Annotated in this window: 14 protein-coding genes; 8 read left to right on the top strand and 6 right to left on the bottom strand. The window is 55.8% G+C overall.

What is annotated here, in order from left to right; all coding sequences use genetic code 11:
* Window positions 1-49: 49 nt before the first annotated feature.
* The 4 genes from rbfA (at window position 50) to OSO_RS0131555 (ending at window position 4,932) form a co-directional block, all read left to right on the top strand.
* Window positions 50-508 carry a 30S ribosome-binding factor RbfA gene (gene rbfA, locus OSO_RS0131580; RefSeq protein WP_010586904.1) on the top strand — a complete coding sequence of 153 codons (459 nt, stop codon included), beginning with the start codon at window positions 50-52 and terminating at the stop codon, window positions 506-508.
* A 162-nt stretch (window positions 509-670) separates the two neighbouring features.
* Entirely contained in the window at window positions 671-1,564 is an 894-nt protein-coding gene (locus OSO_RS0131570; protein WP_010586903.1) for a hypothetical protein, read from the top strand.
* 178 nt (window positions 1,565-1,742) lie between these two features.
* Window positions 1,743-4,064 (top strand): tetratricopeptide repeat protein, encoded by a 2,322-nt coding sequence (locus OSO_RS0131565; RefSeq protein ID WP_010586902.1) that lies wholly within the window; start codon window positions 1,743-1,745, stop codon window positions 4,062-4,064.
* A gap of 112 nt (window positions 4,065-4,176) precedes the next feature.
* Window positions 4,177-4,932 carry a YebC/PmpR family DNA-binding transcriptional regulator gene (locus OSO_RS0131555; protein WP_029247684.1) on the top strand — a complete coding sequence of 252 codons (756 nt, stop codon included), beginning with the start codon at window positions 4,177-4,179 and terminating at the stop codon, window positions 4,930-4,932.
* Between the two features lie 11 nt (window positions 4,933-4,943).
* Here the strand turns inward: OSO_RS0131555 and OSO_RS0131550 are convergent, their stop codons facing one another.
* Both OSO_RS0131550 and OSO_RS45930 read right to left on the bottom strand, forming a co-directional pair.
* Entirely contained in the window at window positions 4,944-6,218 is a 1,275-nt protein-coding gene (locus OSO_RS0131550; RefSeq protein ID WP_157605565.1) for a Gfo/Idh/MocA family protein, read from the bottom strand.
* A 138-nt stretch (window positions 6,219-6,356) separates the two neighbouring features.
* Window positions 6,357-7,751: a BamB-related PQQ repeat family beta-propellar protein gene (locus OSO_RS45930; protein WP_010586899.1), complete on the bottom strand. Its 1,395-nt coding sequence runs from the start codon at window positions 7,749-7,751 to the stop codon at window positions 6,357-6,359.
* A 551-nt stretch (window positions 7,752-8,302) separates the two neighbouring features.
* Here OSO_RS45930 and OSO_RS0131540 point away from each other — a divergent pair.
* A complete protein-coding gene (locus OSO_RS0131540; protein WP_010586898.1) occupies window positions 8,303-9,520 on the top strand; it encodes a glycosyltransferase family 87 protein in 1,218 nt (405 codons plus the stop codon).
* Window positions 9,521-9,530: 10 nt separating this feature from the next.
* Here OSO_RS0131540 and OSO_RS50450 read toward each other — a convergent pair whose 3' ends face one another.
* The 3 genes from OSO_RS50450 to OSO_RS45915 form a co-directional block, all read right to left on the bottom strand.
* Entirely contained in the window at window positions 9,531-11,510 is a 1,980-nt protein-coding gene (locus OSO_RS50450) for an SGNH/GDSL hydrolase family protein (protein WP_010586897.1), read from the bottom strand.
* 140 nt (window positions 11,511-11,650) lie between these two features.
* Window positions 11,651-12,688: a Gfo/Idh/MocA family protein gene (locus tag OSO_RS0131525; RefSeq protein WP_010586896.1), complete on the bottom strand. Its 1,038-nt coding sequence runs from the start codon at window positions 12,686-12,688 to the stop codon at window positions 11,651-11,653.
* Between the two features lie 262 nt (window positions 12,689-12,950).
* Window positions 12,951-15,539, bottom strand: coding sequence for a CehA/McbA family metallohydrolase (locus OSO_RS45915; RefSeq protein WP_010586894.1), 2,589 nt, complete (start codon window positions 15,537-15,539; stop codon window positions 12,951-12,953).
* Between the two features lie 537 nt (window positions 15,540-16,076).
* Here OSO_RS45915 and OSO_RS0131515 point away from each other — a divergent pair.
* Window positions 16,077-17,120 carry a YheT family hydrolase gene (locus OSO_RS0131515; RefSeq protein ID WP_010586893.1) on the top strand — a complete coding sequence of 348 codons (1,044 nt, stop codon included), beginning with the start codon at window positions 16,077-16,079 and terminating at the stop codon, window positions 17,118-17,120.
* 138 nt (window positions 17,121-17,258) lie between these two features.
* Here the strand turns inward: OSO_RS0131515 and OSO_RS0131510 are convergent, their stop codons facing one another.
* Window positions 17,259-18,044 (bottom strand): class I SAM-dependent methyltransferase, encoded by a 786-nt coding sequence (locus OSO_RS0131510; RefSeq protein ID WP_010586892.1) that lies wholly within the window; start codon window positions 18,042-18,044, stop codon window positions 17,259-17,261.
* A 680-nt stretch (window positions 18,045-18,724) separates the two neighbouring features.
* On the opposite strand from OSO_RS0131510, the gene OSO_RS48850 reads away from it, so the two are divergent.
* Together OSO_RS48850 and OSO_RS0131495 are read left to right on the top strand one after the other, a co-directional pair.
* Window positions 18,725-21,607, top strand: coding sequence for a DEAD/DEAH box helicase (locus OSO_RS48850; protein ID WP_202799995.1), 2,883 nt, complete (start codon window positions 18,725-18,727; stop codon window positions 21,605-21,607).
* A 105-nt stretch (window positions 21,608-21,712) separates the two neighbouring features.
* Window positions 21,713-23,140, top strand: a complete 1,428-nt coding sequence (locus OSO_RS0131495) for a DUF1501 domain-containing protein (protein ID WP_010586889.1) — start codon at window positions 21,713-21,715, stop codon at window positions 23,138-23,140.
* The last annotated feature ends 2 nt before the right edge of the window (window positions 23,141-23,142 follow it).

Here is a 23,142-nt window from a genome sequence, read left to right as displayed (position 1 = left end):
TGTGCTTTCGAAGAATTGGTCCCGATGGGCCGAATGAATCCGAGGTTTCATGAATACACGTCGCGTCGCTAAAGCCGCCGAAGCCATTCGCGAGTCGGTCAGCATGACGATCCTGGTCGGTCTGCGTGATCCGCGCGTCAAGAATGTTACGGTGCTTCGAGCCGAGGTCAGCGGCGATTTGCGGTCGGCCAAGGTGTATGTCTCAGTGATGGGTGACGCAAAAGCTCAGTCGCTGACCATGCACGGTTTGGAGTCAGCCCGCGGATTCATTCAGGCCAAAGTCGCGGATCGGTTGCAGACGAAGAATACACCTGTGCTGAAATTCGTCCTGGACCCCGGGCTGAAAAATACCGCCGAGACATCGCAGGCCTTGCGCGCTGTGATGCCCGACGAGTCGTCCGGCAGTCACCAGGATGACGATCCTCTGGACGAGGATGACGAGGCGATCGAAGACGATGCGGACATCGTCGATGACGAGAGCCAGGCGAGAAAAGCGAAGACACCCTAACTGACCGTCGTGAATCGAGGTTTCGTGCCTGATTCGACCGTGATTGTTCCTTTGAAGGTTGTTTGCATTCGCTGTCGGTAATACCCCTGCATGATGTGATCAGAAGAGCCATCGTGCGGTCATCGAGTTGAATGCAATTTAGAACGGAGTTGAGACAAGCCCATGGTTGCAGCGTCCCGTGCCAAGGCGTCCGATCGGGCAGCGCTTCTCAAGAAGCTGTTTCCAATCATCAAGAAGCATTACAAGGTCTTGGTCCCCAAAGGGGGAAAGCCGGTACTGGAAACGATGCTGTACGCGATCTGCCTCGAAGATTCGACGGTCGAAGCCGCAGATGTTTCGTTCAAGAATTTGTTCACCGAATTTCCGGACTTGAACGAAGTTCGCGTTAGTACGGTCGGCGAGATTGAGCGGGCGTTTGCCGGACAACCCGCCGCGGAATGGCGCGCATTTCGGGTGATCTCGGTGCTGAAGTTCGTTTTCGACAAATCCTATGCGTTCGAATTCGAAAGTCTGCGCAAGAAGACGCTCGATCTTGCGACCAAGCAATTGGCGAAGATCAAGGATCTGTCGCCGTTCGTCCGCGATTTCACTCTGCATGAAGTGACGGGCGCCCATATGATCCCCATCGATCAGGCGACGGCTCGTCTGCTCGTCTGGCTCGGTCTGGCTGTTCCCAATCAGACGCAAGAGCAAATCGGCGAGACGATGAAGGGGGCGGTTCGCAAGGCGGAAGTGGAAGGGTTCGTCTACACGCTTCGCTGTCTGGCGTCTGACCAGAAATTGCAGGCCGCATTCGACCTGTCAAAGTATCCCGCACCGGAAGGTGGGCACGATACCGACACGGCCATGGACCGTCTGGCCGAATTGATCAAGCACGGACCTGAAAAGATCACGAAGGCCGCCGCTCCTAAGAAGGTTCCGCCGAAGAAAGATGCGCCGGCACCTGCCGCCACGGCGACTCCTCCCGAAAAACGACGCGTCAAAGAATCGGCGGCTTCAACGCCTGTCGATAAAAAGACGACGGTCGTGAAGAAAGTCACGAAGAAAAGTCGCTGAATGAAGGCTCGCTGATTCTCGCGGAATTGTCAGCGGATTGACGTATTCAGACTCGGCATCCTCCTTCGATTTCGATCTTCGAAAGGGATGGGGTTGACACAGAGCCCTCGGAAACGGAATTTCAGAGTATGAGACAACCTCACAGGTTGTCATACGCGGCATTGAAGGAGATCGAACAATGCGTCCCGCACCTCAGCAGCGGATTCTGTTAGCGGTTCTGTGTCTCGTCGCATTGGTTGATCGAGCCGCCGCACAAGAGGCGGCTGCGGCCCCGGCGGAGGCGGCAACTCCAGGGACATCATTGTCTCGTGGTTACTCGCTTCAGGACGCGGACGACGTGGCACTGCCACTGAATCCGGTTAAGCCTCGATCTGCGGCCACCGAACAGCGGATGGACGCACTCGGTTGGTTCATGACGGGGCGGATGTTCGACAACCGGTTTCCCCGTGAAGCGTCCGAAGCAGGCGCGGCTCCTGATGGGCGCGTCAAACAAGAGCGTCAGAAAGCTCTTAAGGCGTTCCGTAAAGCGGTGAAACTGGAACCGGATACCATCGATCTGTACCGGTATTTGATTCCTCTCGAAATCGAATTCAAAAATCTCGAAGCGGCGGTGCGGTACGGAGAGAAAGTCGCACAGCTTGACCCCGATGATTGGAAAATCCAGCAACTGCTGGCGAGTAACGCGGCCGAGTCTGGACAGTTGCCTGATGCGATCAAGCATTTGGAGCAGGCGGTCAATTCTCCGCGAATGGACAAGCATTCGCCGCAGTACGTCTTGCTGCAGAAAAGTCTTGGTGTGCTTTACGCTCGTACGGGACAGACAGAGCAAGCGGCAGACGCCTATGAAATTCTTTTCGATGTCGTAAAGAATCCCGATAAATACGGCCTGGATCAGCGCGCGCAAAAGGTCTTGTTGTCAGATCCGCTGACGGGCTACGAGCAGATCGGACAGGTTCTTTTAGAGGCGAAGCGTCTTGAGTCGGCGTTGGATGCATTTGAGCGAGCGGCAAAAGCGTCGCCACGTCTGGGTGTCGGCAATCTGAGCTATAACCGGGCGCGCGTGCTGTTCCTGTCAGAGAAGTACGACGAAGCTCTGGTTGAACTCGACAAATACTTCGACGCACAAAAGCGATCCAAGGGGCGACTTCCCTATCAGTTGCTTGCCGAGATACTTGCAAAGCAGAACCGCTCTGACGAACTGATCCGCCGTCTGGAAGCCATTGCCGAGAATGACGCTCAGAATGTCGACCTGCAGTATTTCCTGGCCGATCGGCTGACGGATGTCAACGAATTGGAGCGGGCGCGAAATCTCTACGATTCGATGCTCCGTAAAGGTGGTGATGCGTCAGGATACGCGGGGTTGGCTCGTGTTCTTCGCAAGATGCAGAAGTCTGATGAATTGCTCGATGCGCTGGGACGCGGCTTCGCCCGTGGTGAAGACGCGATCGCGATGCTTGAGCCTGAAGTGAAGGCGATTTCTCAAGACAAGGCGCTGATGGAGGCCCTGGTTGAATCGGGACGAAAGCGCGCAAAATCGGACGAACTGAAATTCGAAGAGGCGCTTCTTCTGGCCAAGTTTGCCGCGGTTATGAAAGAAGCGGAATCGTCGGGTGAGTTCTACCGTATGGCGATTGCGCTGAATCGAGAGGGACGTCCGACGGTTCTGATTCAGTTGGAAATGGCCGAGATGTTCCTAAAGCTCAGGAAGTATCCGCAAGCGGTTGAGGCCTTTGGCGAAATTCTGAATAGCGGGCAGTTGAATGACCGCGGACAGGCCATGACTTACTCGTCGATGGCCCAGGCGCTCGCCTATGACAACCGCACCGACGAAGCGCTTGCGGCCATTTCGAAAGCGATCAAACTCGACGACGATGAGGCTCAGTACCGTTTCTACGAGGCCTGGATCTATGGCCATGCGAAACGCTGGGACGACGCGATTCAGAAGTTTGAGCAGTTAATCAGGGATTTCCCAGACGAAAAACGGATGATCCTGGTGACGCAATTCAGCCTTTCCAATGTCTATGTCCAAAAAGGCGATGTGAAGACGGGCGAAGAGATTCTCGAGAAGGTCTTGGAGGACAACCCCGACAATTCCCAAGTCAATAATGACCTGGGATATTTGTGGGCGGACCAAGGCAAGAACCTGGACCGCGCGGAATCGATGATTCGCAAGGCACTGGCAGTGGAGCCAGACAATGGTGCTTATCTCGACAGTCTCGGTTGGGTCCTCTTCAAACTGAACCGAGTCGAGGAAGCGATTCCTCCGCTGGAGCAAGCCACGCAAAAAAGCATGGGCGGCGATGGCACGATCTGGGATCATCTGGGCGACGTCAAGCTGAAAGCGATGCACGTGGACGAAGCGATCAGCGCCTGGACAACAGCGCTGAAACATCTCGAAGAAGAAGGAACTTCGGATGTCCAGTTGATCGATAAGATCAAAGATAAGCTGAAACAACATGGTGGCATTCAGCCGAAACCGGCTGACAAAGATGCGCCCTGACAAATAGGATCATTCCAGATCATTGTGCTTGACTGATCGCAGGCAGCACGGGATTCGATTCTGGTGTGATTTGACCGATTCGACGCTCATCCTCAATTTTGATTCAAAGAACATGGCAGGACATTCCCACTGGGCCAACATCGCGTTCAAAAAAGGTCTCGTTGATAAGAAGCGAGGCAAGCTGTTCGGCAAGCTTGCGCGATATATCATCGTGGCCGCTCGTCGTGGCGGGGGTGATCCCGCTGCGAATCTGGCACTGCGTTATGCCATTGATCGAGCCAAAAAGGCGTCGATGCCCAACGACACCATCGAGCGCGCGGTGAAAAAGGGAACGGGCGAACTCGAAACGGAAACTTACGACGAAGTTCTCTACGAAGGTTACGGGCCGAACGGTGTCGCCGTGCTCTGTGAGATCTTGACGGAAAATCGTAATCGCACGGCTGGCGAAATCCGGAAGATCTTCGAAGTCAATGGCGGGAACCTCGGCAGTACCGGCTGCGTCGCTTGGATGTTCGAGCGGAAGGGAATTATCCAGATCCCCGCAAAATCCGTGGCGGAAGAAAAGCTGTTCGAAATCGCGCTCGAAGCGGGTGCCAGCGACGTTCAGCAACTCGGTGAATCGTTTGAGGTCAGTTGTACGCCCGATGCATTCCAAGAGGTGATGGGCGCGATCGACGCGGCTAAGATCCCAATGGATTCAGCCGAAGTGATGCGGGTTGCCTCGAACACCGTTGATCTGGACGCGGACGCTGCACGGTCGGTCTTGAAGCTGATGGAAATCCTGGAAGACCACGACGACGTTCAGAGTGTCACCGCAAACTTCAATATTCCCGATTCGGTGATGGCCGAACTGGAAGCGAGTGCCTGACGGTCACTGTGTCACACGGATCGTTGATGTCGTGCGATCATGGCTGAAGCCTCGGGATCGTTCGGGAACGATTCTGTCGACGGATCCCATTTCACCGTACGTCCCAGCCGCATGGCGATATTGGCGACATGGCACGCACTGGCCGAGCGATGCTGGCTGTCGACATCGGAAATGGGCGTTTGCCCTGTCCTGATGCAGTCGAAGAAATGCAGAATGTGCGAGACGTTGTAGTTGGTAAAGATTGATGTGCGGCGATGACCAAAGCACATGGCATCGGGCGGCAGCGGATTGTGGGAAAGTTCTTCGGCCGGGACGCCTGTCAATCGTTTTCGATTGACGTAAATTCGGCCCGCGTCGCCCTGGAAAAGAATTCCACTGTCATCGGGATTGGTGCGGACGCGGATCAACAGATCGTCCGCATATTTCATCTCGACGTCGAAGCTCGGCGGTGTGTTGTAGCCGTTCTCGACTTCTGGAAGCTTTGCATTGCCGCTCACTTCAATCGGGCCGGAACCGTCGAATCCCATGGCCCAGTGGGCAATGTCCACGTTGTGGGCGCCCCAATCGGTCATGGTCCCGCCGCCGTAGTCGTAAATGAAACGAAAGCCGCCGTACCGTTCATAGCAGTATTCGGCTTCGGGAGCAGGGCCGAGCCATCGTTGCCAGTCGAGTGACTTGGGTACGGGCTGCGCCGCGAATGGTCCGCCGGTGGGGTTCACGGGCACGGAAATATCGATCCGTTGGAGTTTTCCCAGTCGGCCGTTGCGGACCAGTTCACACGCCTGTTGAAATTGTCGGCAGCTTCGTTGTTGCGTTCCAACTTGAAAGGTCTTGCCTGTGGTCCGCACGGCGGCTTGCAGCTCGTGGCCCTCGGCAATCGTCAGTGTCATCGGTTTTTCGCAATAGACATGCTTTCCCGCGGCCATTGCATCCAGGGAACATTTGGCATGCCAATGATCGGGCGTCGCAATGAAAACGGCATCGAGATCGTCACGGCTGATCAGTTGTCGATAGTCTTGCGTGGCTGCCGCCGGGACACCGAATTTCGCGCAGGCCTTCTCTGCTCGCGTCTGGTCGACATCGCACGCGGCGACAATCTGACCTCGGATGTCATGCCAACCCGTTGAATGAATCAGATCGGCGAGCTGCATTCCGCGCATTCCACAGCCGATCAAGCCGACCCGGATCGTCTGTTGCCGCTGGCGGTGAAGGGTCCAACCCAGTCCGGATCCGGCCACCAGGCCTCCGGTGAGAAACAACATTCGGCGGCGAGTGAATCGAGCCACAATATCGGTCCTTCTTGACGCATTTGAGTCGTTAGTGGCACCGCCACTCGGTCCTGATCGGTTCGTGAGCATGGCCGCAGGCTCGTTGGCTGGCTCACGGCGAGTTCAACGAGGTGTTCGTTCGGTCCTCAAGCTCCACTAGAATCGTTGGTCCGTTGGCTGTGGTTTGTCCGCGACGGGAATCATTCGTTGCGTCTCCTTCAGGCAGTACAAACCCGTCAATGTGCGAAAATAAAGGCGATCACGACTGACGATGGGCGAGGCCATCAGTCCCTCGCCGAAGGAATTCTCGGCGACGATGTCGCCACGAGTTCCCAATTTGACGACGAAGATTTGCCCGTCTTCATTGGCACAATACAGGTGCTGGCCCGCGATCAGTGGCGAGGACGAGACGGTGCCGCCAAGTCGTTTTTTCCATTGCAGCTTGCCCGTTTCGGTCGCCAGGCAGGTTAAGACACCATCGTCGCTGAGCGAGTAAAAAAGTCCTTCGTGCACGCAAGGCGATGGAACGTCGCAGGTCGCCTTTTGATCACGCCAGACCAGATGCGTTTCCGTGACATCGCCCTGACCGTCAGCGCGAATACAAATCGTTTCCGCCTGCGGGTGTCGAGCCGAGGCGTAGACGAACTTGTCATCAAACGCGATGGCGTTCGCCGTCCGTTTGATGCCCCAACGGCATTTCCAGCGGACGTCGCCCGACGATGGATCATACGAATGCACGCAGTCTTTACCGGCCAAGAGCAGTTGATCGCAACCGGCGACATGAGCGACGACAGGTGAGCCGAAGCTGTCTCCTTCCGCCCGTTTGACGCGCCAGACCACTTCGCCGGTCAGGCGGTGCATCGCGGCCAGCCAACTGGTTCCCATCAATCGATCAATCGCCTTGCCGCGATTGTCAGCCGCGACGATGACCAGGGACTGATGAATGGTGGGAGACGAACCATAACCCCATTCCGACGAGTAAGGCCCGGCTTCGCGACTCCAGACGATTTGACCATTGAAGTCGACTGCGGTGACCCAGAGTGAACCATGAACCGCGCAGGTGACGAAGATCGACCGACCGTCGCAGGCAGGCGTCGACGAGGCCTGTGAATTCTTCTGGTGGGATTCCATGAAGCCACCGCGATGAAGCTGGGTCTGCCAGAGCGAACGGCCAGACTCGCGATCAAAGCAAAGCAATGACACGGTTTGCTTTTCGTCGTCGGCTGTGGTCAGAAACAGCCGCTCACCCCACAAGCAAGGTGACGAGTGGCCGCGACCTGGGACCGAGGTCTTCCAAGCGATATTTTCGCTAGAGGACCATTGAATCGGCAAATCTGCCATTGCTGCGGCGCTATTGCGTCCATTGTGTCCGCGCCACCAGGGCCAGTCATCGGCCGCGGGTTGGGCATCTTTGACGGCAACGGAAGGCGTATCGATTGGAGTGTGAATCTCGCGAACGCCTGTATTTCGTAGAAGAATGAACAGGCCTAACGCGAGCACTGGGAGCACAAACAAGAATGATTTGATCCAGATTTGTCGTTTCACGTCCATGCTCCACTCGATCTGTCGGTCGTGACTCGATTCTCGAATCAGAATCGCGCAATCGATTCACCTCCAACGGATTCTCGGTCGCCTCCAGCGAACACGAACCCTTGCCTGGGTCAAGGATTCCATCGGAAACCGCTGATCGCGTCAACAGCAGTTGTGCGAGGTGACTTTGTGGAGTTTTGCCTGGATGCCGCATCTCTTGGCGACCTCCCAAAATCAGAGAGGTGGACACCTTGGAATTCACGGTCTCAATGGCGTCTTTGAAAGTCGGATGGAGGCACGTCCCCGTTGCTTTGATAGGCGATCGAGGGCTGATCGTCTTTTGCATCCAGCGCGACAGGCGGCCCAGCCTCGATCGTTGTGCTGGGCGTCTTGTGGCCAATGTGGAAGCATAATCAAGATGATGCAGGTGTAATGGACGTGCGGTCAGGCATGTCGGCGAAAACAGTCAGGAACTTTCGAATGCGATTGACCCTTTAGGAGGTGAAACGTACTCTGTCGACGCGTTACGGGCCAACCGGGTGGAATGTGCCTGGAGCGAAAAGGGGGACACGATGTCCGATGAAACAGAATCTTCCGTCATCCATCGCCAAGCGGGATGGTTAACATGGCTGCTGCTCACAGCTGCGATTACGTTTGCCGTAATCTACTCGATCCTCATGGAGCAGGAGCGATCCGTAACGCCAGCCTACTGTTCGGCAGTGGTGAACTGGTTTGAAGGACGGCCGCTTTATAACCTGCAGGGACATGGGTTTCTGTATTTACCACAAGCGGCGCTCGTCTTTGCGCCGTGGGCCATTGTGCCGCACGACATTTCGGAATTGCTCTGGCGCTGGACGATCATTGGGTTGATGGCGCTGAGCGCGGCTCGTTTGACGCGGCTGCTTGGCGGTGATGGTCGTTGGTTTTGTGCCGTTTCGATCTCGTCCGCCGTGCTGGCCTGGGGATGTGCCCGGAATGGGCAGTCGACGCTCATGATCACCGCTCTGATGATTCTGGCCGCAGCAGATCTCAGCGAAGCGCGCTGGTGGCGGGCAACGCTTTTGCTGTCACTGGCATTTGCGTTTAAGCCATTGGCCATCGTGATGATTTTGCTGGCCGCAGTCGTATATCCGCAGGTCTCGTGGAGACTGGCGTTGGGGCTGCTGTTGGTGGCGCTGGCTCCCTTTGCCACGCAGTATCCAGACTATGTGATGGCACAGTACCGGGATTGCTATCGCAGTCTGAAGATCACATTCAACGTCGGTGAGTCGGAGAATTGGGCTCAACTATTCGGAATGTTGAATGTGGCGGGAATTCCGATTCCGAGTCCCGTTCGTTCAGGGATTCGCGTCGCTGCGGCTGTGACGACGTTGTGCTTGTGCTGGCGCGCGTCGCGACACCTATCGCCACAGAGGTCGGCGTACTATCTGTTCTCATTGACTGCATGCTACCTGATGCTGTTCAACTCGCGGACCGAAGGCAACACGTATGCGATGGTCGGACCTGTTTACGGCATCCTCATGGCCGAAGCCGCTTATCAATTGAAGAATCGCTGGGCGGCGAACGCCATGATTACCGCTGTGACTTTGAGCGTCTTAAATTACGAACTGGCGATCCTGATGACACCACGTCCCAATGCGATTTGGATCTCGCCGCTAGTCTGCGTTTTCGTCACGGGATATTTAATCGTCCGGTTGCAGCAAGATATTCAGCAAGCTGCGACGGAATTCGAACCGGTCAAGCTGCCGCAGTCGACGTCCGACGCGACTCGGGGTTCGATGGCTGCCTGATGTGACCGCATCAGTCGCGAACATGTTGTCTCAGCCATGATGAGAAGAGTTCGGCCGTAGTGGTCTTTTCATCCGTCGTACGATCAATCAGTTCCAGATGCTGGGCCTTCACCAATCGGCGAATCAAGTCGTCTTGAGTTCCGGTTGTTTCCGCGGAGGCCACTAACGGATGAACAATCACGCAATCCCATTCCTGATGCCCGAAGCTCAGCGACCAATTCATAATCCATGAAAAGCTGTGTACGAACTGTTCGTTGGTCTCGGCCCTCGCGCTTCGAGGGACAGCCAGGATGACGAGATCCGGCTTTTGAGCGCGTACGTTCGTCTTTGCTTCTTGTTCAAGCGTCGCGAGCGTTTTTCCCTCTGTTGTCCAAGTCGTCACTTCGACCGTTGCAGTCTCGTCAATCTGTTTCAGTGCGTGGGCCACCAGCCCATCGTAGGGGGGCATGGCGAGGACACGAATCGGTTGCTTCTGCTGTAGTCGTGCTGTGGTGCGTGGTAAAGTCGGTCGCGGAGGAGATACGGCGTCGAGAGAGACGCGTTTCGAGGCGATGGTCTGGATCAGTTCTTCCGCCATGCGCTTATGCCCATCCATGTTGGGGTGAATCTCGTCACTGAGTGTCAGTCGCCATGTCCAGGGGGCTCGTGTTTTCAATCGAGTGCCCGCCTGGTACTGGTCACAGACAGGAGCTTTCAGATCACGGCCGACGCTGCGGATGATGTCGCAATACGTGATGAGCTTGTCGATCGGGCGGCCTGACGTGTCAATCACCGCGTTGGGAGTGCAAAGGACAACTTGACTGCCGTGCGCGCGGCAACGATTGACCAGCAGTTCCAGATTGCTGCGGAACGCATCGGGCAAGACGCGGACCATGTCGTTCAATCCAAAACTGATTGTCACAAGTTGCGGATTCTTTGCGAGGACATCACTGTCCAAACGGGCGAGTCCGTCTTGAGTTGTATTCCCGCTGATCCCCGCATTGATGACGGTCGTTTCTGAGTTCGGAAATAACTGCCTCAGACCGATTTGCAGCATTTCTGGATAAGCTCGCCAGCCGCCGGTGTGATAGTAGACCCCGGTAACGCTGTCACCGAGGCAAACGATCGTTGCGGCCGGTGATTGAAACGGCAGCAGCGACGTGGCGGACGATTCTTTCTTACCAACCGCATCAATGACATATTGCAATGCGGCGACTCCGTCTGCGTAGGGCGTGTTATGCCCTCCTTCGGGGCGGTGGATCAATTGGATTTCGGCGCCCTTTTGCTTCAGGACGTCTGCGAGTCGTTTGCAACTATCTGGGGGAACTACGGTGTCGCGCTCGCCGGTGGTGATCGCGATCGGCATGGTGAATCGTTCGGGAAACAGTTCAGCCGAACGTTTGCGGTATTCCTCGGGTTTTTCGGTCTTCGTCCCGCCGTATGACGAGATGAAGGCCTCGGAGAAGCCTGTGTACTCGAGCACGTTGGCGGTTCCGTTCATCGAGACCACGCCATCGATCAACTCGGGATGCATGGCGGTGAAGGCGAGGGCTGACGTTCCTCCCATGGAGGCACCGCACAGAATCAGATTTCGAATCCGATATTGCTGGTTCAGGTCATCAATGATCTGTACCAGATCGGATTCCGCAGCGGGGCCCATCCACGACGTTTTCGCACGGTAATCCGGTGAGACATAAATCATCTGGTGTGCTGCGGCGAGGTCGCGCGCCGCACGGCACTCGTCGATGGCGCCCTGGGCGAATTGCCATCGGTCCGATCCATGACCGTGAAGTGCGATCATGAGGTCGTGTGGAATCGAGGCATCGAAGTTCTGTGGCAGGCGAATGACGTATTGTTGTGGAGTTCCATCCCGTTGTGCGGTGAAGGTCATATCCTGAGCAGGTCCGAGTTCCGTAGGTTGATCTGCGGCGTTCAGGATCGCGCCTGACATGCTGATCGTCGCGACGACCAGCATTCGTACAGCGTGTTGCCATTGTCGATTTCGAATCACGTCCGATGTTCCTTCGATCCAACGAGAATAAAATGCGTACGACGTCGGTGTTTCGCATGGCGGAATCGCCGTATGACGCTTTTGAGCAGTCGCGATTTCAAAACCACACGCGACGATTCATCAGGGTACCCTGAATTGCATCATGCGAAAACCGATTGTGATCGTCCCGACTCGGCCGCGCGATAGCAGGCGAAGATTGTCTTCAGGACGTTCAAGCTCTGCGTGGGAGTGATCGGGGGTGGGGCCGCTTCGTCAATGCTGGCGCGGACGCATGCCTGGATGAAGGGTGTGTACGTTCCGTCGTCCGCGGCCCCATCGTACTTCTTGATGGACGGCGATGGTTCGGCCGTGCTGTACCACTTCAGCCCTTCGCCCTCGTCGAATGACAGTTCCAGCCAGCCTTTTGAGCCCCAAATTCTGATGCTCATCTGTTTTCCACGGTCCAGGTAGTAGCCACTGGTCATCGTTCCGAATGTTCCATTGTCAAATCGAAGTGCCATCGCAGCGGAATCCTCGGCTTTCAACGGTTGTCCACCGACGATGCCGGTGAATCCGGCCGTTTCAATGATTTGCGAGTCGGTCAGAAACATGATCAAGTCGATCCAATGGATTCCCAGCCAAATAAGGTGGCCACCACCCGCGCGGGCGCGATCCGCGAACCAGGTTTTGTGATAGGCGGGGCTGACCAGGCGGGTCTGATCGGCGATCAGATGCAGTTCGCTTCCATAGATCTGTCCGATTTGTCCGGTTCGGATCAAACGTTTCGCGGCATGCACGCTATTGCGTGTTCGATTGGCCATCGCGAGCATCAAGTGGCGATGTTTCATTTCGGCCAATTGCGCCAGCGGTTCGAAATCGGCGGCGGTGACACACGCAGGTTTCTCGGCCAGAACATGACAATTCGCGTCGAGTGCCGCTTGAATAGCAGGGGGGCCCTGGACGGCTTCGAGTGTGACGACTGCCAGGCCCGGTTTGTGTTCGGCCAGGCATTTTTGAAAGTCACGCTCGAAACGATGCAGTTTGGAGCCAAGCAGTTTCTTGGCGAGCGATTCGCTCGCGCCACTGGGGTCAGCCACCACAACTCGCGTTGCTTGTTCGGTCTGTGCAAGACCCGTGAAGTAGCCGTCTAAATGCGCTCCACCTTGATTTGTCAGTACGGCGACGGTGAATTCTGGCATCGGGACCTCACTGAGCGGTTGAAGTAAGTTTGCTGCCCATCGTGACCGGCGCGTGGACCGTGTGCACAATCCGTGACTGATCAAGGTGGCCCGGTCTGTCGAGGTGTTCCAGTCGGCACCGAAGTGCGGACCGAATCACCGCTCGTGGAGATTGTGCCAACATGGGCGTGAGATTCCGAGCGAACCGGTCACGGATCTTCCCGAGTGATTCCGCGGATGTGCGTGATCCCGCTGACAAGGGCATTGGTGGCACCTGATGTAATCATCGGCCCGGAGCGTTCTTGACAGGCAGGGGATGACCGAGCGTATCTTTGTTTGGCTGAAAGCCATCGCCATTGATGTCGACGAAGATCGGATTCGTCATCGCCGCCGGCTGAGTTTTTGCGCTCATCGTGCCGTAGATCGTTCCCAGTTTTCCGCCGCTGTTTCCGGTGGCGACGATGATGTGGGCATCTTCCTTGAGCTCGATCTCCAGCGTGCGGTCGAACTTGACGACACCACTACGAAATGCGTCGGGAGTCTTCTCGCGCGAGTAGTCATGTGTGGAGTGCGTGCGTCCATTGATCAATACGAAGACGCGATTCACGTCCAGCCAGTTGGGGCACTGCACCCGTACCTTCAACGTCACCTTTCCGCTCATGGCCTTCATGTCTTGTCCGGCCACAAATCGATCGGATTTTCCGCTTTCCACCGCGGTCACTTCCAGATACGGGCCATTCGACATGATCAGTCGGCCCTGTTTTGTCGCTCGGGCCAGTTCCATCGGATCGATCTTCGCCGGGTCGTCCGTGGACGATTGAATCCAGTTTCTGATCCAGCCCGAGCCGTGGAAGTTGTAATGCGCATCCGTATTTACGACACCGTAAATTCGGAATCCCTGGTTGAGCAATTGCAACCAGTTGAAGATTGTATTGTGAAACCGCTTCCCGTCGACTTCCCACGATGGCGTCAGATTCAGCACTCGGTCGATCGGATGGACTTCGATCACGTCCATGAAGGGAAATGCACGTTCAAATCCGCTGTCGGGTTGTCCGTCGCCATCCTTGTCGTAGAACATCCATCCGATATCGGGATGATTGACCTGGATGAGTTTCTCGCTGCGATTGTCATGTAGGCCCAATCGTTCGATTTGCGTTTCCAGGTCGGGGCCGGCCACTGGGCCGCCGCCATCCTGCACTCGCGGAGTCATTCGCATGGGAAAGGCGTTCTGATGGTTGAGGGGCAGCGGAATGCCGGTGAGTTCGATGCCCGAAACCGTTGCCATTCGCGAGGCGATTCCCAGCTTTTCGAGATGCGGTTCATACGTCGTCACGCGGTTATGTTCGGTACAGGGAGCGAACTCAATGTGTTCCGCGACAAGGTTCAGAACGCGGCCCAACTGGCTTGATGTGTTGTCGCCCGACGGGCTGCTGTGGCTATGAAAGTCGCCGCTGACCCAGCCGGGGGTTTGAACGGTTCGAATCAGCTTCGCGACGAGAGGCGCGGTCGCACCCGGAGGAATCGTCAAGTCGCTTGTGAGGGCATCATACTCGGGGCCGTGGCTGATCGTGACGTGATACTTCCCGGGCGGGATTGGCTGTTGAAATTTACCGCTGGCTGTGTAAACGAGGTTTCGCAATGCGAATTCGCCCGTTTCGGGGCCGAAATCCAGTTTGGCTCCGTCGTCCAGGGGAGTGAACTCAACCTTACACGCGATTGGTTGATTCTGATCGTCGGTGATGGTGGCCTGAACGAGTCCAGGATCGAGGTCGACATTCAGCACGGTTGGTTGTGAATTTGAAGTCACAACGGGCAGGCTCGTTCCAATCTGGCGACCAAAGGCAAAGACGTCGCCCGTCAGAATGTCCTTCGGCAGTACAACCGTGAGCATGCCATTTCCATCGGTGCGGGCCGTGGCGTATGTTGCTCCGTCACGCTTAAATTCCACTTGCGCGCGAGAAATCGCATGGCCTTGCTGGTTCTTCACGGCGAGCTGAATGGTGGAAGCGTTCTCTGGTGACAAACTCAACGCGATCGCGTGGACATCGGCAAGGTTTGCGCCGGGGTAGATTCGGCGCGTGAACTGAAATGATTGTCCCGGCGCCAGCGTCACCGTCGACATTCCGTCGGCCCCCGCGTACTTGACCGCCGTGACGCGTTGATCGCTAGTCAACTGCAGCTTGTAGCCGTCTGCATCCAATCCATACGCCTGACCCCAAAACCGATCTTCAAGCCAGAAGTGGTCGACGGTTCCGTTCGGGGTACGAGTCTGGTCTTCTTTCCCACCGTCGATACGAAAATTGTCTTCCAGGGAAACTGTTTGTGATTGCTGGCCGCGATTGGTGAAAGTGGTCGTCACCGAGACAAATCGATCGGATGGGTTCAGCAGATAGCGGACGATCGCTTCTGGCCGTTCATCAGTACTGTCGGCCCGCACTGAGACGCCCACCGGTGACAAGGTCGAAATGGGGGCCGAGAGGGGGATTTCACGTCCCGCAGCGTCGTTGGCAGAGACGGTGCGATAGGCAAAGTCTGTCTTGCCCGGATAATAGGCGGCGAGTTGATCACCCGGCATGTTTCGCACAGTGAGATCAATCAGGGCACCGGCGATATTTCTGACGGTCATGTTCGCATGGCGTGTGGCCAATGGCTGCGCAATGACGGCGGTCAAATGACCGTTTCTCAGGACGATATCACCATAGATGGCATCGACTTCTTTTCCGCCGGGAACAAATTGATCCCAATTCGATTCGGCAAGGATGGCGACTTCCACCGGCTTGACCTGGTCGCCAGTCTGTTGGCGCGCCCTGCTCAATCCGACAACCACACCGAGTAGCAGAACTGTTCCAGCGAATGCGAGTCGCGATCTCATATTCCAGACTCCTTGATGTGTGAAGGGGTAATCGTTCACTGGCGGGGGACTGGCTCATTTTCCCGCGGTAAAAGGAAGGACTACCCTAGTCAATGCACTGTGGATCCTAATTTAACCGGGAAAATGTGACTGTCCCCGTGTCTTTGGGCCGTGAACGGTTGCTGTGAAAGGTGACTGGAAACGGTAACCTGAATGGAATGGAAAAGCATGTTCGGTCCGTCTGGCTTCATCGATTTTTGATAGACCGCGTCAGATCGGAATGAGAGTCTGCCGAAATCTTTCGATGGTGAACTTGTCCAAAGGCACCCGGCTGACGTCCTGCGGACGTGCCAATTGGGAAGAATCCCCACTGTCGAGAGGGGCTCTGTCCGCCCTGGCGCGAACGGATTCTGATTGTGCGAGCGATTGTTTCGGACAGCAGTCACTGCTAGATTTCCGTCGAGTGTGATTCAAAATTCGGATCGGGCCCCATCTTTGTGACCGCCATTGTGTGGCGGCTGAATGTTTATTACTCCAATTTGAGGCAGCCAGTCGGCTATGACCGCGACTCCCTCGACGTCTGCAGATTTGCAAGCGAATGTGCTTGGTGGCCAACGCCCGAACTTTTTGCCGCCGTGGGTGTTTCGCAATAATCATTTTCAAACGCTGGCCGGCGCTTATGTTTTTGGTCGCTGGCGAAGTGGGCGCCTATTGCCCACCGATCGATCGAGTTCGGGTGAAGTTCTGGTCGACAATGACGACCGTCTGGCGTTTCAAGATGATTGTCCCGCGGGATGGGTCACTGGCGATCGTGTCGTCGTGCTAGGGCATGGACTCTCTGGCAGCCATGCGAGTCCCTACATGGTGCGGATTGCGCATCAGCTTTATTCTCGGGGCGTCAGAACTGTACGCCTCGACTGGCGTGGAAGCGGGGCAGGGGTTGGTTTGGCGCGGTATCCGTATCACAGCGGTCGTTCGGACGACTTGCGTGCGACGATTCTGGAAGTCGGACGCCGTTGCCCGGGATCACCGATCAGTGTTGTCGGGTTTTCCATGGGCGGGAATATCACACTGAAGATGCTGGGAGAAGCGGGGGCGCGCCAGGAAGTTCTCCCTGGAGTTGATCGAGCCGTTTCCGTCTGTCCGCCGATCGATCTGGCGACGACCATTGATTTTCTGAAGTTTGGGCTGGCACGCTGGTACGACGCCTATTTTGCGAAATCCTGCACGCGCGATGTTCGTTATCGCAAGCGGGTACGACCAGATGCGATCATTCCAGAGGGTTGGTTCAATCGACCACCGCGAACGATGCACGAATTTGACGACACGTTCACCGCTCCCGTTTGCGGATTCGCCTCGGCGGATGACTACTATCGGAAATGCAGCGCGAAGCAGTTTCTCCCGACGATCAAGATTCCGACGCTGATTCTGGCCACCAAAGACGATCCTGTTGTGCCTTACACCCCGTTTGAAGACGCCGTTCTGTCGGAATTTACGGAGTTGCATGCGACACGATACGGCGGTCACATGGGTTTCGTCGCGACGCGCGGCGTCGGGTGGATGGACCAGCAGGTTATTAGTTGGATCATGGACGGAATGTAATCCCACCGCATGTCCGAGCTCGCAGCCTGTTGAAGTAAGGGGGACAGGCACCTTGAGGTTCACGATATCGGGGCGTTTTTTAATCTGGCCGAATCCAGTCCCCGTTACTTCAACAGGCTGCTAATCGCGTTATTCTCTCTACAGTGACTTTCGCAGCACAAACACCATGTCGTTCGAATGAGTCGCCGAAAACGGATGGTAGTGGTAGTCGCCATAGGTCGCTTCGATCGCGAATCCGGCACGCGCAAACAAGTGCTCGAGTTCGTATCGGAAGAAGTAACGCATCTCGAAGGCATGGACCACTCGTTGAGTGTCACCTTTGGCATTGATCACGTCATAGATCAGTTCGATCGATAAGATCTGTTTGATCAGGTCTCGCGCGACGATTCTTTCCAGATGGATTACGTGGCGTCCGTCGGGAAGATGAAATTCCGGTCCGGCGACCTCTATCCGTCCCAAGTTGTCGCGTGTCAATGACGTCAAAGAAGGGTTGAAGACATCCAGCACCAGGCGACCATCGTCATTCAGATGCCGCCGAGCGCATGCGAGGCAAGTGAGTTGCTCGTCGATTTCGACCAGATGCTGAAACGGCCGAAAAGGGAACATGATGAGCGAGAATCTGTCAGCTAACTCGAAAGTCCGCATATCACCCTGGATCAGGGAAACGCGTGATTGGACGTCGGTCGGCTCACGTCGCAGCTTTTGTTTGCAGACGGCCAGCATTTCGGTTGACTGATCGAGTCCGACAATCGAACACCCTGCGCGGGCAACAGGAATCAGGACTCGTCCGGTACCGCATCCCAGTTCCAGAATCTTTCCGGGACTCGATTCGGCACCCTCGACGAAGAAGGGGACGTCGGGTCGCGATCGGTAATCAACGACGAAATCGTACACACCCGCTGCAGCATCGTAAGAAGTGTGCATGTCGGACTTTCAGTACTGGTTTTGGCTCCGTAACTTTCTGGTCGATGACACACGAGCAATCTCGCAGGTTCGGATTGCCGTCTTGGTTTTGACACACGTTGCGTGTTGCACGTTTTTTTCGAATCGTTGTCCGGTTCGTCCATCCGCTGACAATCCCTTGGATAGGGCCGGTTTGCGCAGGGCGAAGCCTTCAAGTCGCGATTGCGAACGAAAATGAATGGTGGCCATGACGCGCCGGAGTTTGCGAAGTACTCTCTGCATTGGCTTGGCAAGACGCATGATTACACGCATCAATGCATGAGCGTGCGCGTCTTGCACCAGGATTTGGCGGAGGAGTCGAGTTGGACAGCGTGTTTCTGCGCGAATTGCGTTTTAGGTGGCTCCAAGAACTCGAAAAGAAAATCTACGCGCATCCGGTTGCGATCCGCAGGGACCCCAGATTTCAATCGGGGCGGAGCTTAAGTCCGAGTTTCCGCGAAGAAGAATTTGATCTCCACTTTAGCGTCGTTTCTCTTTTAGAAAGCCGCATCGAGGTCACGATCGCGCTCAGCCATGAGTGTGAGTTCACCGATTTCATGGAGGGCTTTCGTTGTTCGTGTCCAACGTTTCTGTCGCGGCAGTTTTGTGAGCACACATTTCAGGCACTTCAGTCGCTGAAACTTGAGTTGTACGATCCGCGAATGAAGTTGATGAAACAGATTCTGAATGGAAATAAGCCCACCGTTGCCGTGGCTTTGAAGTCACTCGATCAATTCATTGAATCGGACGCATCTGACTCACCCGTGTCCGAGTTCGAACAATCGACTGTGCGATCCCGTCTGGCATGGCGTTTGATTTCCAAGAATGACAGCGAATTAAATCTTTCTCCTGTTGAGCAAACAGCATCGAAAAGAGGGGGATGGAACAAGGGGCGCATCATCTCTTGGGACGATGTGATGCATCGAAGTGGTCTTGCGATCCTTCCGGTCGATTTTCTCGTCCTTCGCATGGGATTCGAAATCAGTCCCTATTTAGATTCACGCGATAGGCATATCGGAAAATTAATCGAAGCTTTGGTGGGACATCCTCACGTGTTTCTGGATGACTTACCTGTCACGGTGCAACAAGGCCAGGTGGGCTTGTCATTGCGCGAAAACAAGGGAAGCTGGACTCTTGATCCGGCAATGAACCGCCGTCCGATCGATCGATTCGATACGTTCTTGATCGATCGAAACGGCTATGCCGTCGCTCTCGACGAACGTGAATGTGTCGTTCAAGTGGCTCGAATGAGCCCTTCGTTGGCAAAGCTTGTCACAAAGTTCATGTACACGTCGATTCCAATTCCGGTCGAGTCGCAATCGGAAATTCTGAAGCGTTTGCCGGTTCTCGAAAAGCAGATTCCGATTGGTCTGCCCAGTTCGATGGAAGGTGAACTGACTGCCGCAAATGAGACCCTATTCTTGCGAATCGACCCTCATCCTGTCCAAGGCGGCGTCGTCTGTTTGGAAGTCCAACCCGTTTTGGGTGGGCCATTTTTCCTTCCAGGGGAAGGAATGCTTGAAGTTACCGGACATGTTGACAATCGACGAGTGCGCGTGGCCCGAGACCACGAGGCCGAGCGATCCCGGGCGAATGATCTCACGACGGTGCTTGCGTTGCGGCGATTTCAGCAATCGGCACCGTACAGCTGGGTCGTGGCATCGGACGACGACATTCTGGATTTGTTGGATCTGCTGAGGCAGCGGCCAGAAAATGAACCGATCGTGCGGTGGGCGAATGGGCCGGGCGAACGCAAGATGCAGGTTCTGGGCGAAGTTTTGCCCTCAACACTGCGAGTTGACATCAAGGATCGACATGACTGGTTTGGGCTTTCGGGCACGATTGAACTGGCGGGACACGAATTTCCCCTGGCGACACTGCTGGTTGCGATCAGGGGCGGCAGACGATATCTCGATCTTGGCAAGGGCCAGTTCGCTGCGATCTCCAAAGAGTTTCGTGATCGGTTGGCCCGGGTCAATGACATCCTGCATTCGAACCGAGGGAAGCTCGAATTCAACGCGACGGCGGCACCGGTACTCGATGACTTGTTCGATGATCAGATGGTCTTGAAGGTGTCCAAAAAGTGGCGAGACTCGTTAAAGCGGCTCAAGAATGCCAGTCTTCTCGAACCGACCGTGCCGACAACATTGATGGCGGAACTGCGCGACTATCAAGTCGATGGATATCGATGGCTCAGACGACTTGCCGAGTGGGGCGTCGGTGCGTGTCTCGCCGATGACATGGGACTTGGAAAAACCGTTCAGACGCTGGCTGTTTTGTTGGACCGTCGCGAGGCTGGCCCCATTCTGATCGTCGCGCCTGTGTCCGTCGGGTTTAACTGGATGCGCGAAACGGCTCGGTTCGCACCAACGCTCAACCCGATCTTGTATCGGGATAGCGATCGCGAAGAGGTCGTGACGTCTCTTGGCCCGGGTGACATGCTGATCACCAGTTACCATTTGATGCAGCAGCATGCGGAACATCTGAAGCAGATCACGTGGGGAACGCTTGTGCTCGATGAAGCCCAGGCGGTGAAAAACAGCCAGACGAAGACCGCGCAGGTTGCCCGGGAATTGGAAGCGCACTGGCGAGTGGGCTTAAGCGGTACCCCCGTAGAAAATCATCTGGGTGATCTTTGGAGTGTGTTTCGAGCGATCTCACCGGGACTGTTTGGAAGTTGGGAACGCTTTCGCGAATTGTTCGCCGATCCCATTGAGAAAGCAAAGGACCCTACGCGGACCCAGGCGTTGTCGCGGGTGATTCGGCCGTTCATTCTGCGCCGCACGAAAAGTGAAGTTCTGACCGAATTGCCGGCCAGGACCGAGATTCAACTGATCGCGGAGCCCTCCGAACAGGAACGTCGCGTCTACGAAGATGCGCGATTGTGGGCTGTCACGAACCTGGCCGATCAGACGGGGGACGTTGCTGCTGATCAACGTTTTCAAGTTCTGGCGGCGCTCACGAAACTTCGCCAAATTGCCTGTCATCCACGGCTGGTCGATCAAAGCTGGAAGAAATCCTCCGCCAAACTCGACTTGTTCCTGGAAACGATCGACGAATTGCGAGATGGACGTCATCGAGCCCTTGTGTTCAGCCAGTTCACTCAACATCTGGCAATCGTGCGGGAAGCACTCGATGAGCGAAAGATCAAGTATCAGTACTTGGACGGCTCAACACCGGTCAAAAAGCGACAGGCAGCCGTTGACGCGTTTCAAGCGGGGGACGGAGATCTATTTTTGATCTCGCTCAAGGCGGGTGGATCAGGACTCAACCTGACGGCGGCCGACTATGTTGTTCATCTCGATCCCTGGTGGAATCCCGCTGTCGAAGATCAAGCGTCGGATCGTGCGCATCGCATCGGTCAAACTCGCCCCGTGACGGTTTATCGACTGATTGCGAAAGGAACGATCGAAGAAAAAATCTTGAATCTGCACGCGGACAAGCGAGGGCTCGTGGCGGGGATTCTCGAAGGAACTGAAAGTGCCGGTAAGCTTTCCACGAAGGAACTGATGGACCTGATCAAACACGGTCGAACTGAAGCGTGACTTCGGATTTCAAGCTTTCGCGTTCCTCTCAATCCGAGTACGCTATTTCGCATCAGTGGTTGTTAATGGAATGGTTGGGTGGTTAGCTGACGGTGGAAATTGCGAATGGGACATTCCGTGATGGATTCAGAGCGGCACTCGGCACACCACCATCTGCAAACGGCGCAGTCACCGTTCCGGCCCGTTGGAGACGACCTGATTCAAGTTGGTCGATCGCGTCGTTGGTTTCTGCAGACGGGGCTTGCGGGCTTTGGCGGCTTATCGCTTCCCGGTTTGTTGAAGCTACGAAGTGCATCGGTCCAGGCGGCGGAAGGGCAGATCTCCTCAGGCGAGAAAACTCCAGAAAAGAAGTCGGTCATTCTCTTCTGGCTCTCTGGCGGTCCCAGCCAGATTGATATGTGGGATCCCAAACCGGATGCGCCGACAGAGATTCGCGGTCCCTATTCGACGATCAGCTCCAAGATTCCCGGCGTGGTGCTCAGCGAGCATTTGCCACTTCAAGCCAGCATTGCTGACAAATTGTCGTTCCTACGAGCGGTGGACTGCAAAACGAGTAACCACACACCGATTACCATGCAGGCCGGCAATCCGTTGGCTCGGCGAACTGACGATAATCGTGACGGGCAAGGATATCCCTCGATGGGATCGGTTGTCGCGAAATTTCGCGGTTCCAATCATCCCGATCTGCCGCCATTCGTTGGGTTAGCACCAGCATGGGCCGCGGATGTCTGGGAGTCGGGGCATATGGGGGCGTCCTACAAGCCCGTCAAAGGATTAGAGCTTGTTGGCAAATTTGGACTTCCCAAGGGGATTGAGCTTGATCGCCTGCAGGACCGGGATCATTTGCGCCGTTCATTCGACCGGTTTCGCCGTGATCTGGATGGGCAGAACGTCCTGGAGAATCTTGATCGTTACCATGCGCAGGCGTTCGACATGGTGGCGGGCGGACACGTGCAGCGCGCGTTTGATATGACGTCCGAGACGGACGCCACTCGAGATCTCTATGGCCGGAACATCATCGGAGAAAAAGCGATTCTCGCGCGGCGGTTGGTCGAAGCCGGTGTCACGTATGTGCTGGTTAGTGGAGCCTGGGGTTACTTTGATCATCATGGCGATTCTGTCCAATGGGGTGGAATTCAGAAAGGGCTGACACCGCTCTTGCCGAGCGTTGATCGAGCCTTATATGGGCTCGTCACGGATCTCGAGCAGCGCGGGTTGCTTGATTCCACTCTGATTCTGATGATGGGCGAATTTGGTCGCGCACCCGTGATCAATAAAGATCTGGGCCGCGATCATTGGACGAACGTGATGTCGATGGTGATGGCCGGTGGCGGACTGCGGCATGGTCAGGCGATCGGCAGTACCGACTACAAAGGATTCGACATCCAGGACGGTTTGGTTCGGCCGCAGGATCTGGCGGCCACGGTCTTCCGTCATCTGGACATCGATCTGGCCTCGCATTGGATCAGTCCGCAAGGTCGTCCGACACCGATCGTCGTGGAAGGCGGTCGGCCGATCCCGGAGCTGATCTGAGC

Origin of the sequence: Schlesneria paludicola DSM 18645, assembly GCF_000255655.1 — a bacterium.
GTDB classification, from domain to species: Bacteria; Planctomycetota; Planctomycetia; order Planctomycetales; family Planctomycetaceae; genus Schlesneria; species Schlesneria paludicola.
This window is presented reverse-complemented; position numbering and strand designations above follow the sequence as displayed.

Bases quoted from the DNA above. Each gene is read 5' to 3' on its own strand.
- rbfA (WP_010586904.1), top strand. From the start codon at position 50: ATGAATACACGTCGCGTCGCTAAAGCCGCCGAAGCCATTCGCGAGTCG.
- OSO_RS0131570 (WP_010586903.1), top strand. From the start codon at position 671: ATGGTTGCAGCGTCCCGTGCCAAGGCGTCCGATCGGGCAGCGCTTCTC.
- OSO_RS0131565 (WP_010586902.1), top strand. From the start codon at position 1,743: ATGCGTCCCGCACCTCAGCAGCGGATTCTGTTAGCGGTTCTGTGTCTC.
- OSO_RS0131555 (WP_029247684.1), top strand. From the start codon at position 4,177: ATGGCAGGACATTCCCACTGGGCCAACATCGCGTTCAAAAAAGGTCTC.
- OSO_RS45930 (WP_010586899.1), bottom strand. From the start codon at position 7,751: ATGGACGTGAAACGACAAATCTGGATCAAATCATTCTTGTTTGTGCTC.
- OSO_RS0131540 (WP_010586898.1), top strand. From the start codon at position 8,303: ATGTCCGATGAAACAGAATCTTCCGTCATCCATCGCCAAGCGGGATGG.
- OSO_RS0131525 (WP_010586896.1), bottom strand. From the start codon at position 12,688: ATGCCAGAATTCACCGTCGCCGTACTGACAAATCAAGGTGGAGCGCAT.
- OSO_RS45915 (WP_010586894.1), bottom strand. From the start codon at position 15,539: ATGAGATCGCGACTCGCATTCGCTGGAACAGTTCTGCTACTCGGTGTG.
- OSO_RS0131515 (WP_010586893.1), top strand. From the start codon at position 16,077: ATGACCGCGACTCCCTCGACGTCTGCAGATTTGCAAGCGAATGTGCTT.
- OSO_RS0131510 (WP_010586892.1), bottom strand. From the start codon at position 18,044: ATGCACACTTCTTACGATGCTGCAGCGGGTGTGTACGATTTCGTCGTT.
- OSO_RS48850 (WP_202799995.1), top strand. From the start codon at position 18,725: ATGAAGTTGATGAAACAGATTCTGAATGGAAATAAGCCCACCGTTGCC.
- OSO_RS0131495 (WP_010586889.1), top strand. From the start codon at position 21,713: ATGGGACATTCCGTGATGGATTCAGAGCGGCACTCGGCACACCACCAT.